Annotated in this window: 12 protein-coding genes and 1 riboswitch; of the genes, 3 read left to right on the forward strand and 9 right to left on the reverse strand. The window is 59.4% G+C overall.

Translation table 11 applies throughout. The features are described from left to right. On the forward strand, window positions 1-612 hold a 612-nt coding region (gene yegS, locus WFM46_RS00005; protein ID WP_336996848.1), incomplete at its 5' end, for a lipid kinase YegS. 85 nt (window positions 613-697) lie between these two features. On the opposite strand, the gene WFM46_RS00010 is transcribed toward yegS, so the two are convergent. The 9 genes from WFM46_RS00010 to thiM all read right to left on the reverse strand — a co-directional run bounded on the left by WFM46_RS00010 (window position 698) and on the right by thiM (window position 10,107). Further along, window positions 698-1,471 (reverse strand): ABC transporter ATP-binding protein, encoded by a 774-nt coding sequence (locus WFM46_RS00010; protein WP_336996849.1) that lies wholly within the window; start codon window positions 1,469-1,471, stop codon window positions 698-700. Between the two features lie 9 nt (window positions 1,472-1,480). Next, window positions 1,481-2,344 (reverse strand): ABC transporter ATP-binding protein, encoded by an 864-nt coding sequence (locus WFM46_RS00015; RefSeq protein ID WP_336996850.1) that lies wholly within the window; start codon window positions 2,342-2,344, stop codon window positions 1,481-1,483. Continuing rightward, entirely contained in the window at window positions 2,316-3,221 is a 906-nt protein-coding gene (locus WFM46_RS00020; protein ID WP_103180250.1) for an ABC transporter permease, read from the reverse strand. The genes WFM46_RS00015 and WFM46_RS00020 overlap by 29 nt, the downstream gene beginning before the upstream one ends. Continuing rightward, entirely contained in the window at window positions 3,218-4,255 is a 1,038-nt protein-coding gene (locus WFM46_RS00025) for an ABC transporter permease (RefSeq protein ID WP_103180251.1), read from the reverse strand. Before WFM46_RS00025 ends, WFM46_RS00020 begins: the two co-directional genes overlap by 4 nt. Then, window positions 4,252-5,868 (reverse strand): ABC transporter substrate-binding protein, encoded by a 1,617-nt coding sequence (locus WFM46_RS00030; RefSeq protein ID WP_180209871.1) that lies wholly within the window; start codon window positions 5,866-5,868, stop codon window positions 4,252-4,254. The genes WFM46_RS00025 and WFM46_RS00030 overlap by 4 nt, the downstream gene beginning before the upstream one ends. A 36-nt stretch (window positions 5,869-5,904) precedes the next feature. Then, the gene (locus WFM46_RS00035) at window positions 5,905-7,059 is read right to left on the reverse strand and encodes a mandelate racemase family protein (protein ID WP_336996851.1); all 1,155 of its coding nucleotides are present in this window, start codon (window positions 7,057-7,059) and stop codon (window positions 5,905-5,907) included. A gap of 309 nt (window positions 7,060-7,368) precedes the next feature. Continuing rightward, complete coding sequence (gene fbaB / locus WFM46_RS00040) at window positions 7,369-8,421, reverse strand: class I fructose-bisphosphate aldolase (protein ID WP_103180254.1); 1,053 nt, start codon at window positions 8,419-8,421, stop codon at window positions 7,369-7,371. Between the two features lie 118 nt (window positions 8,422-8,539). Beyond that, a complete protein-coding gene (gene thiD / locus WFM46_RS00045) occupies window positions 8,540-9,340 on the reverse strand; it encodes a bifunctional hydroxymethylpyrimidine kinase/phosphomethylpyrimidine kinase (protein ID WP_336996852.1) in 801 nt (266 codons plus the stop codon). Beyond that, window positions 9,337-10,107: a hydroxyethylthiazole kinase gene (gene thiM / locus WFM46_RS00050; protein ID WP_180209873.1), complete on the reverse strand. Its 771-nt coding sequence runs from the start codon at window positions 10,105-10,107 to the stop codon at window positions 9,337-9,339. Before thiM ends, thiD begins: the two co-directional genes overlap by 4 nt. A gap of 35 nt (window positions 10,108-10,142) precedes the next feature. Next, a riboswitch (TPP riboswitch) is annotated at window positions 10,143-10,239 on the reverse strand. 333 nt (window positions 10,240-10,572) lie between these two features. Between thiM and WFM46_RS00055 the strand changes: the two genes are divergently transcribed. Together WFM46_RS00055 and WFM46_RS00060 are read left to right on the forward strand one after the other, a co-directional pair. Beyond that, window positions 10,573-11,034: a hypothetical protein gene (locus tag WFM46_RS00055; protein ID WP_336996853.1), complete on the forward strand. Its 462-nt coding sequence runs from the start codon at window positions 10,573-10,575 to the stop codon at window positions 11,032-11,034. Between the two features lie 242 nt (window positions 11,035-11,276). Further along, window positions 11,277-12,659: a diaminobutyrate--2-oxoglutarate transaminase gene (locus WFM46_RS00060; RefSeq protein ID WP_336996854.1), complete on the forward strand. Its 1,383-nt coding sequence runs from the start codon at window positions 11,277-11,279 to the stop codon at window positions 12,657-12,659. Window positions 12,660-12,671: the final 12 nt, after the last annotated feature.

Genomic DNA, 12,671 nt, shown 5'->3' on the forward strand with positions numbered 1-12,671 from the left:
AACGACTTTGCCCCAAGCGCCGGCATCCCGGAGGCGCTCGATAAAGCCCTGCAGTTGGCTATCGCCGGAAAAGCCACGGCGGTAGATATTGCCCGGGTCAACGACAAAACCTGCTTTATCAATATGGCGACGGGGGGATTTGGCACCCGTATTACCAGCGAAACCCCGGAAAAACTGAAAGCGGCATTGGGTGGGGTCTCGTACCTGATCCACGGTCTGGCGCGATTAGATACCCTGAAACCCGATCTGTGCGAAATCCGCGGCGAGAACTTCCACTGGCAGGGTAACGCCCTGGTGATTGGCATCGGCAATGGCCGTCAGGCAGGCGGCGGTCAGCAGCTTTGCCCGGAGGCGCTGATCAATGACGGGCTGCTCGGGGTGCGTATCATCACTGGCGATGAGCTGCTGCCTGCCCTGTTCACTACTCTGACCAAAGCGGAAGAGAGCCCGCATCTTGTGGATGGCGAGTCGGCGTGGTTCGAAATTCAGGCGCCGCACGGCATGACCTTTAACCTGGATGGCGAGCCGTTGAGCGGGGACCACTTCCACATCGCCCTTTTACCGGGGGCGCTCAAATGTCGGTTGCCGCCGGACTGTCCGCTTCTGCGCTGAGTTGCCCGGCGGCGCTGCGCTTGCGCGAGTCTACGGGTTTTGTAGGCCGGGTAAGGCGAAGCCGCCACCCGGCAAACAGACCGCACTAATAGACCGCCACCTCCCTCGCCATCTCGCGGCTGTACTGCTGGCTGGCGCTGACCAGCATTCGGGTGTAATCGGTTTTAGCCTGCCCCGCCACCAGGTCATCCACCGTCAGCGTTTCCAGAATTTTGCCGTACTGCATCACCGCCACCTTCTGGCAGAGATGGGCGATCACCCCCAGGTCATGGGTCACCATCAGGTAGGTGAGTTTCGACTCGCGCTGCAGTTCCGCCAGTAGGTTTAAGATTTCTGCCTGTACCGAGACGTCCAGCGCTGAGGTAGGTTCATCCAGCAACAGCACCTGCGGCTCCAGGATCAGTGCCCTGGCAATGGCCACGCGCTGGCGCTGGCCGCCGGAGAGCTGATGCGGGTAGCGGTCGCGGAAAGCGCGATTGAGACCAACCTTGTCCAGCAAGCCGTGAATACGTCGCTCCCGGTCGTTGATGCCGTGAATTTGCAGCGGCTCTTCCAGAATATCGCCGATGGTGTGCCGGGGGTGCAGCGAACCGTAAGGGTCCTGAAATACCATCTGCACCAGACGGCAGCGTTGCGGGCTGATGCGCCGCTCCAGCGCCTGGCCGTTAATCGCCAGCGCCCCCTCCCAGTGGGTGAATAATCCTGCCAGGCACTTTAACACCGTGGTTTTACCGGAGCCCGACTCCCCTACCAGGCCATAAATCTCCCCTGGCTGCACGTTAATACTGACGTCATACAGTACCTGGCTGCGTTTTTCCCCTTCACCAAAAGCCAGATTCAGGTTTTTTACCTCGATCATCTTCGCTCCTTATTCGGTCAGCCAGCTGGCCTGGCGCTGCAATACCGGCAGCACCGGACGGCGGTGATTCATCTCAGGCAGGGCATTGATCAACCCCTGCGTGTAGGGGTGCTTCGCGTTGTGCAGCTCGTGGGCGGCGATGGACTCCACCACCCGCCCGGCGTACATCACCAGCACCCGGTCACAGAAGCTGCGCACCAGGTTGATATCGTGACTGATAAAGATCAGCCCCAGCCCGCGGGACTGGACTAAATCGTCCAGCAGGCCTAGCACCTGTAGCCGCACCGAGACGTCCAGCGCTGACGTCGGCTCATCGGCAATCACCAGCTCCGGGTCGGTGATCAGCATCATGGCGATCATGATGCGCTGCCCCTGCCCGCCGGAGATCTCATGCGGATAGAGCTGATAGACCCGCTCCGGCTGGCGAATGCGCACTACATCGAGCATCTCCAGCACTTTGGCTTTCGCCTCGGCCTTACGCCCAGGATGATGAGTCAGCCAGGCCTCGGCAATCTGATCCCCGACGCAGACCACCGGGTTCAGGGAGTACTTCGGATCCTGCATGATCATCGAGATGCGCTTGCCGCGAATACCGCGCATCTGCGCCTCGCTGACGCTGCGTAAATCGACATCGCCAAACTGCATTCGGGTGGCAGTGATCTGCGCCTTTGCCGGGTGCAGGCGCAGCAGCGCCCGCCCGACGGTGGATTTACCGGAGCCCGACTCACCGACAATCGCCAGCTTCTCGCGCCCGAGCTGAAAGGAGACGCCGCGCACCGCGTGGGTGACCGCGCGTCCGTTGATAAAATCGACGTGCAGATCGCGCACGTCCAGCAGCGGCGCATCAGGCGCTGCGAGGATCGAGGATGTCACGTAAGCCATCTCCTAAGAAGTTGAACGCCAGGCTGTTAATCAGGATCGCCAGCCCCGGAATTGTCACCACCCACCAGCACTCCATCATGTAGGTGCGGCCGCTGGAGATCATCGCCCCCCACTCCGGCTCCGGCGGCTGCGCGCCAAGGCCGAGGAAGCCCAGCCCGGCAGCGGTCAAGATGATCCCGGCCATATTCATGGTGATACGGATAATCACCGACGGCAGGCACAGCGGCACGATGTGGCGCCACAGCACCCGCACCGGCGAAGCACCTTGCAGACGCACGGCGGAGATAAAGTCGGCCTGGCGCAGGGAGAGGGTTTCTGCCCTTGCCAGTCGGGCTATCGGCGGCCAGGCGGTGAGCGTAATGGCGATCACCACATGTTCCAGCCCCGGGCCGAGCGCTGCGACAAACGCCAGCGCCAGCACCAGGCTCGGGAAAGAGATAAAGATATCGGTGACGCGCATCAGGACCGCATCCACCTTGCCGCCAAAGTAGCCGGCGGTAACACCCAGCAGCAGCCCCAGCGGGCCAACGGTGACCGACACCAGCAGCACGATATAGAGCGTGATGCGAGAGCCGTAGACCAGGCGGCTGAAGATATCCCGGCCAAATTCGTCAGTGCCGAACCAGTGCTGCGCGTTCGGCGCCACCAGGGCGTTATTGAGATCCTGCACCAGCGGGTTGTACGGGGCGATCCAGGGCGCGAAGGCCGCCACGATCAACAGCAGCAGAATAATGCCGCCGCCAATGGCCGTCAGCGGGTTACGCGCCATCTGCCCGGCAAACCCAAAGGTGCGGCGGGCCATCCGCGCCAGACGCTGGCGCCCTTCGCTGCGGGAAGCGCGCAGCGGTGTATCCAGAGAAACGGTCATGATTTCGTCCTCGGGTCAAAGAGTTGATACAGCATGTCGGAGAGCAGATTGAGCATCACGAAGATCATCCCCACCAGCAGCACGCAGCCCATCACCGCATTCATATCCCCCAGCAGCAGGCTGCCGGTGAGATAGGAGCCAAAGCCCGGCCAGGAGAAGACGGTTTCAATCAGCACCGCCCCTTCCAGCAATGAGCCGTAGGCCAGCGCCACCACCGTCAGCAGCTGCACGAGGATGTTGCGAAACGCATGGTTCCAGATCACCTGGCGCTCGGTTAAGCCTTTTACCCGGGCGGTGATAATGAACTCCTGCGACAGCTGGGCCAGCATAAAGCTGCGGGTCATGCGGCTAATGTAAGCCAGGGAGTGGAAGCCCAGCAGCGAGGCGGGCAGCACCAGATGGTTAATGGCGTTCCAGAAGACCGCGCTGTTACCCGCCAGCAGGGCATCGACGGTCATCAGTCCGGTGCGACGCGGCACCAGGCCATCCAGCCCTAAATCCAGCCGTCCGGCGCCCCCTACCCAGCCAAGCCAGGCGTAGAATAGCAGCAGCCCCATCATCCCGACCCAGAAGATCGGCGTGGAATACCCGGCCAGGCTGATGATGCGTACCACATAATCCGAGACGCTGTTACGGCGCGCGGCCGCCAGCACCCCAAGCGGGATCCCTAAACCGGCGCCGACAATAATCGCCATGGTTGCCAGCTCCAGGGTGGCCGGGAAGACGCGCAGAATATCATCCAGCACCGGTTTGCCGGTCAGCAGGGCATTGCCAAAATCGCCGTGCAGCAGGTTATTGAGGTAGATCCCGAACTGGGTCAGCAGGGATTTATCGAAGCCCAGCTGCTGATAGACCTGCTGATAGGTGCTGTGGTCCGCATCCGGGCCGACAATGGCCAGCACCGGGTCGACCGGCATGACGCGGCCAATGAAAAAGGTCAGCACCAGCAGGCCGAACAGGGTCACCAGCACCTGGGTCAGGCGTTTTGAAAAACGCCGGGTGCGGGAGCCAGGGGCGAGGATCGCAACACTCATTTTTCACCTCCGGTTTTGTAGACTTCCCGCAGGAAGGTGGTGGCGGAGGGATGCGACTGGAAGTTTTTCACCTCGTTACGCACCACCACCGAATCGACCATCTGGGAGAGCGGGATCAGCGCCGGGATCAACTGGTCGTAACGCACCTGAATCTGCTGATAGTCGGCGATCTGTTTTTGCGGATCGCGCTCCAGCAGCGCTTTATCGATCATCTCGTTCAGCGTTTTGTCGTAAAAACTGGTGCGCCAGCCCTGGAAGTTAGTCAACCGGGCTTCATCGCTGTTGTCCGGGTTATAGACCAGCGCGCGCAGGCTGGAGTGCGGGTGCGGCTCAACGCCGCTGCCGCCGCGCCCCACCAGCATGTCGAACTTACGCTCGCGCATCGCGCCGTAGATCTGATTCCCGGTGCCGGTAATGATTTTGGCGTTGATACCCGCCTGCATCAGGGTGGACTGTACGGCGATGGCGATATTGAGGAACGGCTGATCCGCCAGCACCCGCAGGGTGGTGTCAAAACCTTCCGGATAGCCCGCCTCCGCCAGCAGCTTTCTGGCGCGCGGAATATCAAGTTTGTAGCCCGGATCCGGCAGCGTCGACGGCATTCCCGCTTTGATGGGCCGCTGATGCAGCACGCCATAGCCCGGCATCAGCGCCTTGTTGATACCCTGATAGTCAATGAGATAGCGCACCGCCTCGCGCACTTTCGGGTTGGCGAAGTGTTTCTCCTTCATGCTCATCGCCACGTAGTAGACCGTGCCCTTTTGCACGGCTTCGACGGTGAGCTGCGGATCCTTGCGCAGGGCGTTGATGTCAGCCACCGCCATGTTGCTGGCGATATCCAGATCGCCTTTCTCCACCATCAGGCGCAGGGTTTGCGACTCCTGGAAGTGGCGCAACACCACGCGGTTCATCTTCGGCTCTTCGCGCCAGTAGTGCGGATTGCGCTGCATGCGCAGCACATCTTTTGCCTGCCAGGTCTCCAGCATAAACGGCCCGGATCCGGCTTCGTTGGTGGTGAGCCAGCGGTTGCCCCAGTCGTTGTTCACCTCGTGGCTGAGCACCGTTTTGCGGTCCAGCACGCCAAGGTTGCCCAGCGCCCCCAGGGAGTAAATCACCAGCTGCGGATCGTTGGCCTTCGGCAGGGTGAGCTGCACGGTATAGTCATCCAGGGCCTTAATCTGCTGGTCGATGTTCTTCTTACTGAAACCGTAAGATTTCCATACCGAGGCCTGAGCGAGGTTCAGGTGCAGCAGGCGGCGCATGGACCACACCACGTCTTCGGCGGTCAGCGGGTTACCGGAGTGGAAGGTGACGTTATCGCGCAGGTGGAAGGTCAGGGTTTTGCCGTCCGGCGAAATATCCCATGATTTCGCCAGCGCCGGTTTGACGTTGGTGAGCGTGTTAGGATCCAGTTCCACCAGCGAATCGTAGAGATTGACCACAATGCCCACCACCTCGTTGCCGGTCATCGCGGCCGGATCGAGGGTCAGCAGGTTATTCATGTTCATACCGATGATGAGCTGATCGGGCGGCGTTTTCGCGTACGCCGCGCCGCTCCCCATCATCAGCGAGAGCGCGAGTAAACACGCCCTCGTGAGGGAGTTTTTCTTCATCTGTGTATACCGTTTGTAGGGTAGAAGTTTTATTTATCAGTCGTGGCTGACGGTATTGGCTTCGATATACGCAAAATTAATCTCTTCGCCGAGTCCCGGGCGCGTCGGCAGGCTGACCATGCCCTCATCATCCATCGGGTCGATCAGGCTGTGCAGGTACGCAGCTGGCTCATCGTAATCGAGGAACGGGTGCAGCAGTCCGCGTTCGTACCAGCGGCAGTTCTTGATCGCGCCAATCACCGCCAGGCTCGCCGCGCCGTTGCCGTGCACTTCACAGTCCATACCAAACGATTCGGCCAGGTTGGCCACTTTCAGGGTTGGCGAAATGCCGCCCACGCCATTGGCACCGGCGCGCAGGATGTCGCACGCCCCCGCCTTCACCCAGTCGGCGCGGCTGTGGTGCTTACCGCCCAGGCTTTCCGGCCCGACGATGGGAATAGAGAGATTTTCGGCAAGCCAGGCATAGGAGGCCATGCTCTCCTCTTCCATCGGCTCTTCAAACCAGGCGAAATTGAGTTTTTCCAGCTCCTTACCGATCCACAGTGCTTCCGCGCGGCTGTACCAGTGGTAGCCGTCGATCATCAGGTCGATATCCGGCCCGACCGCTTCACGCACCGCGGCGCAGGCTTTGATATCCATCTTCGGGTTGGGGGCGAAAGAGACTGGCGGCATCCAGGTGTGGAGCTTGATCGCTTTGTAGCCGCGGGCAACCAGTTTTTCCGCGAAGCTGGCGTACTCTTCCGGGGTGGAGAGACCGCCCGGCAGGTCATCGCCGCACATGGTACTGCCGTAGGCGGGGACTTTATCGCGATAGCCGCCGAGGAGTTTACACACCGGCATATTGAGTTTGCGGCCAATCAGATCCCACAGCGCCTGCTCGACAAAGCCCAGCGCGCGCTCGGTCAGCTGATGAGCGCTGCCGCGCTGCCAGTGCGCCAGCTCCTGCCAGATCTTTTCGCGATTAAACGCATCCTGGCCGATCAGCACCTTACGGAAGAAAGTATTGACCACAAAGGGGCGCACCACTTCCGGCGGTGCAAAGGCGTACCCTTTGGTGCCATCGTCTGCGGTAATGGTCAGCATCGCCATTTTCGCCAGGCTTTCCGGTCCCGGATGGGAATGTCCGGCGCTGTCAGAGACCCGGCGGGTGGGATACTGAAAGACGGTGACGTTTACAGATTCGATTTTCATTTTTTGTCCTTAAAACGGCGTAGGTTCAGCGTGTTCTTTCATTTTGAAAAGCTGTTTCGAAACTAACTTTAAGCGCAAAATTCGTCCACTGCCTTAGACAAATTCCGCTAAGCGCTGACCATTTTTTGTGCATCTGCACGGGAGGGAGTGATACTTTTCACAAAAGAGAGGGGAAATGTGAAGTGGATCGGAAGGGTGATTTGAATGAAATGAAACAAGGTTTCGTTAGTAGTTCTCGTCGCTGTAGGCCGGGCAAACAAAGTGCCGCCCGGCATCTGCCCCTCTTCCAGCGGAAGAGGGGCAGAATGGCTAGGCGATAGTGACTTTTTTATCGAGATAGACGTCCTGCACGGCGTTAATCAGCTTCACGCCGTCGGCCATCGATTTTTTAAACGCCTTACGGCCGAGGATCAGCCCCATACCGCCCGCGCGTTTATTGATCACCGCCGTGCGCACCGCATCGGTGAGATCGGTCTCGCCTCCTGCCGCACCGCCTGAGTTGATCAGCCCCGCGCGGCCCATATAGCAGTTCGCCAGCTGGTAGCGCACCAGGTCGATGGGGTTATCGCTGGTCAGTTTGCTGTAGACCCGATCGTCGGTATAGCCAAACTTGACCGCCGTATAGCCGCCGTTGTTCTCAGCCATTTTCTGCTTAACGATATCCGCCCCGATGGTGGCCGCCAGATGGTTGGCCTGCCCGGTTAAATCTGCAGAGACGTGGTAATCCGTGCCGTCTTTATTGAAGGCCGGGTTACGCAGATAGGCCCACAGCACCGTCACCATGCCCAGCTCATGGGCACGCTCGAAGGCGGCGGAGATCTCTTCTATCTGGCGGCGCGACTGCTCGGAGCCGAAATAGATGGTCGCCCCTACCGCTACCGCACCCATGTTGAACGCCTGCTCGACGCTGGCATACAGGGTCTGATCATATTCGGTAGGGTAGCTCAGGGTTTCGTTGTGGTTGAGCTTGACGAGGAACGGGATGCGGTGGGCATAACGTCGCGAGACCGAGGCCAGCACGCCATAGGTGGAGGCCACGCAGTTACAGCCCGCCTCGATCGCCAGCTCGACGATATTCTTCGGATCGAAATAGAGCGGGTTAGCGGCAAACGACGCCCCGGCCGAGTGCTCCACCCCCTGGTCCACCGGCAGGATCGACAGATAGCCGGTTCCCCCCAGACGCCCGGTGTTATACAGGGTCTGCATATTTCGCAGTACCGCTGGCGGGCGGTTGTTGTCGACCATCACGCGGTCAACGTAGTCGTGGCCAGGCAGATAGAGCTGGTCGGCTGGAATGGTCATACAACGATGCTGTAACAGGCTTTCGGCATCTTTGCCGAGCAACTGCGCAATATCAGTCATAGGTTTGCTCCCCTTAGTGCCGACGGGCTGTCGGCATGTTTTCTCCAGGCTCACAGGATTGCGAGCTCCCTAAGCCTGGTCCGTGGGTGGCGAATTTTCCAGCGATAGGCGTTAACCTTCACCACCAGGCATGGAAATGGTGGACCGGACCAATGCCCTGCCCCACTTCCAGGGTGTCCGCCTCTGCCAGCGCGCAGGAGAGCCAGGCTTTGGCCTCGCGCACCGTATCCGCCCAGCTATCATGCCGCGGGCGCAGCGCAGCCAGCGCGGCCGAGAGCGTACAGCCGGTGCCGTGGGTATTTTTAGTATTGATGCGCGGGGCGGTAAAACGCAGGGTTCCATCCCGGGTGAACAGCCAGTCGGGGCTTTCAGGATCGTCCAGATGCCCGCCCTTCATCAGCACCGCTTCACACCCCACCGCCAGCAGGGCATCGCCCTGGGCTTTCATCTCCTGCTCATTGCGGGCATGGGGCGCATCCAGCAACGCCGCGGCTTCGGGTAAGTTAGGGGTAATGAGCGCCACCTGCGGCAGCAGTTTCTTACGCAGCGTATCGACGGCGGAAGGTGAAAGGAGCGGATCGCCACTTTTCGCCAGCATCACCGTATCCAGCACCACGTTCTTCACCTGATGACGCAGGAGCTGCTCCGCGACGGCCTCGACGATATCGGCCTCCGCCAGCATGCCAATTTTGGTGGTGTCGATGCGTACATCGCTGAACACCGACTCAAGCTGCGCCGCTACAAAATCAGGCTCAATGCGATAGACCGACTGCACCCCCCGGGTATTCTGGGCTACCAGGGCGGTGATCACCGAGCAGCCGTATGCGCCGAGCGCGGAGAAGGTTTTGAGGTCAGCCTGGATGCCAGCGCCGCCGCTGGGGTCGGTGCCGGCAATGGTCAGGGCATTAATGCGTTTCATCGCTGTGCCCCCAGTGCCCACAGGGCATCAAGGAATGCTGCCGCAAAACTGCCCGGCCCGCGGCTTTGAGCAGCCGCAAGGGTACCGGCCCGTTTCATCCAGCCACAGGCCGCCGCGATGTTATCCAGCCGGTCACCCGGCAGCGAACAGCTGGCCGCCACCACTGCCGACAGCGCACAGCCGGTGCCCACCACCCGGGTCATCATCGGGTCGCCCCCCGTCAGGGTCTGGGTGCGCAGTCCGTCAGTGACGTAATCCACCTCCCCCGTCACCACCACAATCGCATTGGTTTGCCGCGCCAGCGCCTGGGCAGCGGGTAGCGCGCTGGCCGCCGTGTCGGTGGTGTCCACCCCGCGCCCGCCCGCGCTCATCCCGGCGAGCGCGAGAATTTCCGAGGCATTGCCACGAATGGCCGCCGGTTTCAGGGTGAGAATTTGCTGGCAAAAACGGGTGCGGTACGCCAGCGCGCCAACGGCTACCGGATCGAGCGTCCAGGGCTTGTCCGCCGCCACCGCGCTTTCAATGGCCCGGCGCATCGCCTGGGCGCGCGGTGCGGTCAGGGTGCCGACGTTGATCAGCAGCGCATCGGCCAGCGCGGAGAATTGTTCCGCCTCTTCGGCTTCAATCACCATCGCCGGTGATGCACCAAGGGCCAGCAGGACATTGGCGGTAAAGGTCTGCACCACGTCGTTGGTCATGCAGTGGGTCAGCGGAGAACGGGTTCGGAAATGGTGTAAGGCGTGTAGATTAAGCAGGTCAGGCTGCATGGTATCGCTCCTGCCTTGCGCGAAGAAGCGATAGCCCGGAGGGCATCTGACTTCCCTACGCTGGCATTATCCAGATCAGGTGGTACGGGTATTTCTCAGCCTTCACAAAGAAGGGCACCCCGAGTCAAATTACATACTGTAATGGAGGCAGCGTAGAGGATGCGTCTGGCAATAGCAAGATCCTTTCTGGCCCCTCTTTACTACATTCCCGTCACCACCCGGCTTACATCTGCAAAACCATTTTCTGACCTCCGGATAACCTTCAGCCAGGATAACTCTCAAGTTTTTAGCTATTCGTGCTAAATGTGATCTCCGTCAACCTGATAACGCACCTCTTCCGCGATAGTCATCCCGAGCCATCGCTGCGTTTCTATTATAGACGCACGCAAAGAATGGCCAGACCAACAATAATGAACTTATCAACCCCGGGGAATATCGGTTCCTCAACTTATTTAAGGTTAATGTATGAAAAAGATTCTGTTAGTCGGGATAGTGGCTACGCTTCTTGCGGGCTGCGTCTCAGAAGAGCAGCGCTTGGCGCAGTGTCAGGCCAAGGGCTTGAGCCGCGACGCCTGCTACATTGCCGACCAAAACCGTCAGGCCGCCATCAATGCCGCGGCGGAAAAACAGGCCCTCGAGAATGCGCATGAAGCCGTACAACACGGTCAGGCGGCACACGTTGCCGACCCGCTGCGTGAAGCGTCATTTAGCGCCAACGGTATCAAAGCCAGCATCAATAACGGCTTTACCCAGGCGACCATCAACGGCAAAAAAGCCACGGTGAAACGCTTTAATGCTAACTTCTACGAAGTCAGAGGCGCAGGTTACGTCCTGTCGATCTCACTGGATGCGGACGGCGTGACCGATGCCTCGTGGAATAAAACCCATGGGCGCGACAACGGCATTCTGAACGTCGTTCAAAAGTAGTCCAAAAGTATTCTAAAACGCCCCTCTTTTTTACACGAAGCGCCCCCCACAAAACCTCAGCTACCATGCGGGGTTACGCCTTACGCGCGTTGATTCAACGCGCGTTACAAAACGATAAACAATTAACCATTGAGCCCCGGGCAAAAAGGCTCTATATTGGCCGCGTTTTTTGAGGCCCTTCTCATTTTTTTCATTAATTATTCAATCGGAGCCACGTGCTGAGCTGCGGTTGTAGGAGTGATATGATGACGGATAAAGTCCGTATTGATACTTTGAATGCTTCTTCTTTCAAAACCAACGAAACCTATCTGGCCCGTCAGGCCGAAATGGAATCCAATGTCAGGAGTTATCCGCGCAAACTGCCTTTAGCTATTACGAAGGCGGAAGGGGTGTGGATCACCGATGCGGATAATAAAGAGTATCTTGATTGCCTGGCCGGTGCGGGAACGCTGGCGCTGGGTCATAACCATCCTGATGTGCTGAAAAGCATTCAAAGTGTCATTACCAGCGGCTTGCCGTTACATACCCTGGATCTGACTACGCCGTTAAAAGACGCGTTCTCAGAATACCTGCTCTCCTTGCTGCCAGGTCAGGGTAAAGAGTACTGCCTGCAGTTTACCGGCCCATCCGGTGCAGACGCCGTTGAAGCCGCGCTGAAGCTGGCGAAAAAAGTAACTGGCCGCAGCGGCATTATCAGCTTCTCCGGTGCTTATCACGGCATGACCCACGGCGCACTGTCTGTGACCGGCAACCTCTCTCCGAAAGAAGCGGTTGACGGCATGATGCCTGAAGTCCAGTTCATGCCTTACCCACACCAGTACCGCTGCCCGCTGGGTATCGGTGGTGAAGCGGGCGTGAAAGCGCTGACCTACTACTTCGAAAACCTGATCAACGACGTGGAAAGCGGCGTGCGTAAACCTGCTGCCGTGATCCTGGAAGCGGTCCAGGGCGAAGGCGGTGTGAACCCGGCGCCGGTTGAATGGCTGCAGCGCATCCGTAAAGTGACTGAAGAGCACGGCATTCTGCTGATCCTCGACGAAGTTCAGGCTGGCTTTGCCCGTACCGGTAAATTCTTCGCCTTCGAACACGCAGGTATTCAGCCAGACATCGTGGTGATGTCCAAAGCTGTAGGCGGCGGTCTGCCGCTGGCCGTTCTGGGTATCAAAAAGCAGTTCGATGCCTGGTCTCCGGGTCACCATACCGGTACTTTCCGTGGCAACCAGCTGGCGATGGCTACCGGCCTCACCACCCTGCAGATCCTCAAAAAGCAGAACATCGCTGATAAAGTTGCCGCCCAGGGCGAGTGGCTGAAAGCGAAGCTGGTTGAGCTGCAGAAACGCTATCCGGTTATCGGTCACGTGCGCGGTCTGGGCATGATGATCGGCATCGAGATCGTTAAACCGCACGAAGCTGCCGACCATATGGGCTGCTTCCCGGGCGACGGCGAGCTCGCTGCGCTGATCCAGAAGAAGTGCTTCGAAGCGGGCCTGATTCTGGAGCGTGGCGGCCGTAACGGTAACGTTGTGCGTCTGCTGCCTTCCCTGCTGATCAGCGATCAGGAGCTGAATGTGTTCCTGGACAAATTTGAGCAGGCGCTGCTTGCTGCGGGCGTTCGCCCAGTTTAACCGGAGACAATG

This window comes from Leclercia sp. M50 (genome assembly GCF_037150775.1).
In the GTDB taxonomy this organism is placed as follows: domain Bacteria; phylum Pseudomonadota; class Gammaproteobacteria; order Enterobacterales; family Enterobacteriaceae; genus Enterobacter.

What these genes read in the sequence shown, in the direction of transcription:
- fbaB (WP_103180254.1), bottom strand. Translation starts at nt 8,421, where the DNA reads ATGACTGATATTGCGCAGTTGCTCGGCAAAGATGCCGAAAGCCTGTTA.
- WFM46_RS00030 (WP_180209871.1), bottom strand. Translation starts at nt 5,868, where the DNA reads ATGAAGAAAAACTCCCTCACGAGGGCGTGTTTACTCGCGCTCTCGCTG.
- WFM46_RS00020 (WP_103180250.1), bottom strand. Translation starts at nt 3,221, where the DNA reads ATGACCGTTTCTCTGGATACACCGCTGCGCGCTTCCCGCAGCGAAGGG.
- WFM46_RS00035 (WP_336996851.1), bottom strand. Translation starts at nt 7,059, where the DNA reads ATGAAAATCGAATCTGTAAACGTCACCGTCTTTCAGTATCCCACCCGC.
- WFM46_RS00010 (WP_336996849.1), bottom strand. Translation starts at nt 1,471, where the DNA reads ATGATCGAGGTAAAAAACCTGAATCTGGCTTTTGGTGAAGGGGAAAAA.
- WFM46_RS00055 (WP_336996853.1), top strand. Translation starts at nt 10,573, where the DNA reads ATGAAAAAGATTCTGTTAGTCGGGATAGTGGCTACGCTTCTTGCGGGC.
- thiD (WP_336996852.1), bottom strand. Translation starts at nt 9,340, where the DNA reads ATGAAACGCATTAATGCCCTGACCATTGCCGGCACCGACCCCAGCGGC.
- WFM46_RS00025 (WP_103180251.1), bottom strand. Translation starts at nt 4,255, where the DNA reads ATGAGTGTTGCGATCCTCGCCCCTGGCTCCCGCACCCGGCGTTTTTCA.
- WFM46_RS00060 (WP_336996854.1), top strand. Translation starts at nt 11,277, where the DNA reads ATGATGACGGATAAAGTCCGTATTGATACTTTGAATGCTTCTTCTTTC.
- thiM (WP_180209873.1), bottom strand. Translation starts at nt 10,107, where the DNA reads ATGCAGCCTGACCTGCTTAATCTACACGCCTTACACCATTTCCGAACC.